1 protein-coding gene and 1 pseudogene are annotated in these 2,144 nt (G+C 57.8%); both read left to right on the forward strand.

Features of this window, described 5'->3' with window-relative positions; translation table 11 throughout:
• Positions 1 to 169: pseudogene (locus ACSEXW_RS28005) on the forward strand (IS200/IS605 family transposase); the annotation flags it as partial.
• Positions 170 to 567: 398 nt separating this feature from the next.
• Complete coding sequence (locus ACSEXW_RS28010) at positions 568 to 1,998, forward strand: RICIN domain-containing protein (protein ID WP_438449480.1); 1,431 nt, start codon at positions 568 to 570, stop codon at positions 1,996 to 1,998.
• Positions 1,999 to 2,144: the final 146 nt, after the last annotated feature.

Here is a 2,144-nt window from a genome sequence, read left to right on the forward strand (position 1 = left end):
TCGGCAATTTTGGTGTAGAGGGTACTACGTCGATACGGTAGGACGGAATAAGAAAATCATCCAAGAATACATACGCAACCAACTCGAAGAGGACAAAAACTACGAGCAGCTAACGATGAAAGAGTTGATCGACCCGTTTACGGGTGAGTCGGTGAAAAAGGGCAGGTAACGAGGCCCCTTTTTAGGGGCTCGCCCGTGAACCCACGCGGTTGGCAGCCATTTCAGAGCGCCTTTAGGCGCCGGCTAGTAACATGCCCTTATAGGGCTAATGGAAGCCACCGGCTAAGCCGGTGGTTATGACTTGGCGTGGATTCGGACATTGCGATGAAAGTTCACTGCACCAACCGCAGATTTGTTCACCCTCTAGGTTGGAATCGTTCACTTGCTGCAAGAAGATTCACTAGCCGTCGGTCCTCGTGGGGGATTATGGTAAATGATGAAGGGGGTGGGTGAGAGGTGTGTGCAGCATCCGGCACTCGGGCAGCTTCGGCCGGGCCGTGCAGGAAGTCCAAATCCATGGAGGAGGAATGAATGATGGGGAACAGGCTTGTCCGGTGGATCCGGGGAATGATGGCGGCGGTGCTGGTCCTGGCGCTCTTCGGCGGAGACTACGCAGCGGAGAGGGCGTCGGCGGCATCGGTCAATGTGGGGAACGGCGCGGTGATGAAGGATACGGCGGGCAATGTGATCCATGCCCATGGCGGCGGCGTGATCAAGGTCGGCTCCTATTACTATTGGTTCGGCGAGAACCGGACCTCGGACGGGAAGTTCAATGCGGTCTCGTGCTACCGCTCAGCGGACCTGAAGACCTGGGAATTCCGAAGCAACGTCCTGACCAAGGATTCGGCGACGGAGCTGAATGTGTCCAATATCGAACGTCCCAAGGTGATCTACAACAGCTCTACGGGGAAGTTCGTGCTCTGGATGCACTGGGAGAATGGCGTGGATTATGGGCAGGCGAGAACGGCGGTCGCCTCGTCCTCCACGGTGGACGGCACCTATACGTACCACGGCAGCTTCCGGCCCCTAGGCTATGATTCGCGGGATATGACGGTCTATAACGACAATGGCACGGCCTACTTGATCTCGGCCACCAAGGTGAATGCGGACTTGAACATCTACAAGCTTACACCGGATTTCCTGGGGGTGGAATCTCTGGTGCAGACGCTCTGGCCCGGCCAATACCGGGAGGCGCCCGCCATGTTCAAGCGCAACGGAGTGTACTTCCTGGTGACCTCCGGGGCCACGGGGTGGAACCCGAACCAAGGCAAGTACGCCACTGCCACCAGCATTACGGGCACCTGGAGCGGCTTGGCGAACTTCGGCGATTCCACTACATACGACTCCCAGAGCGCGTACATCCTGCCGGTGGAGGGCTCTCAGACCACCTCGTTCCTCTATATGGGCGACCGCTGGGCCGGAGCCTGGGGCGGGAAGGTCATGGATTCGCGGTATGTATGGCTGCCGCTCCGCTTCCCGACGAATACCAGCCTGGCTATGGATTGGGCGTCAACCGTCAGCCTCGATACGGCCACCGGCACTGTAACAGGCTCCAACCCGGCATGGGATTCCACGGCCTACTACTCGCTCTGGAACCGCAAGAGCGGGAAGACGCTGCAGATCGTGGGGGCCTCGACGGCCAACGGCGGGGATACGGAGCAGTGGGCGGATTCCCAATCGAACAACCAGCAGTGGCAGCTCGTTGCCGCCGACTCCGGTTATTATAAGATTCTGAACCGCAACAGCGGTAAAATTCTGGGCGTGGAGAGCGGCTCCACGGCGGACGGGGCGGTCGTCGAGCAGTACACCGACGGCGGATGGACCAGCCAGCACTGGCAGCTGGTGGATCTGGGCGGCGGCAACTACAAGCTGAAGAACCGGGCCACCGGCAAGCTGCTGGAGATCAAGGGACAGTCCACCGCCGACGGAGGCGTTGGGGACCAATGGACGGATAACGGAGGCACCAACCAGCAGTGGAAGATCATCAAGGTGAACTGAATACCAAGGGGCTGTCCCAAAAGTCATGAAAAACATGGCTTAGGGATGGCCCCTTCTATTTTTGCTTTTTTTGTAAAACAAAAAGAAACCTGTCCTAGGTAAAATGGATGTGTCGAGCAACCATTTATTCCAAAAGGAGAGGTTTC

Origin of the sequence: Oryzibacillus soli, from assembly GCF_051594765.1 — a bacterium.
Lineage (GTDB): Bacteria > Bacillota > Bacilli > Paenibacillales > NBRC-103111 > Paenibacillus_AR.

What these genes read in the sequence shown, in the direction of transcription:
- ACSEXW_RS28010 (WP_438449480.1), top strand. Translation starts at nt 568, where the DNA reads ATGATGGCGGCGGTGCTGGTCCTGGCGCTCTTCGGCGGAGACTACGCA.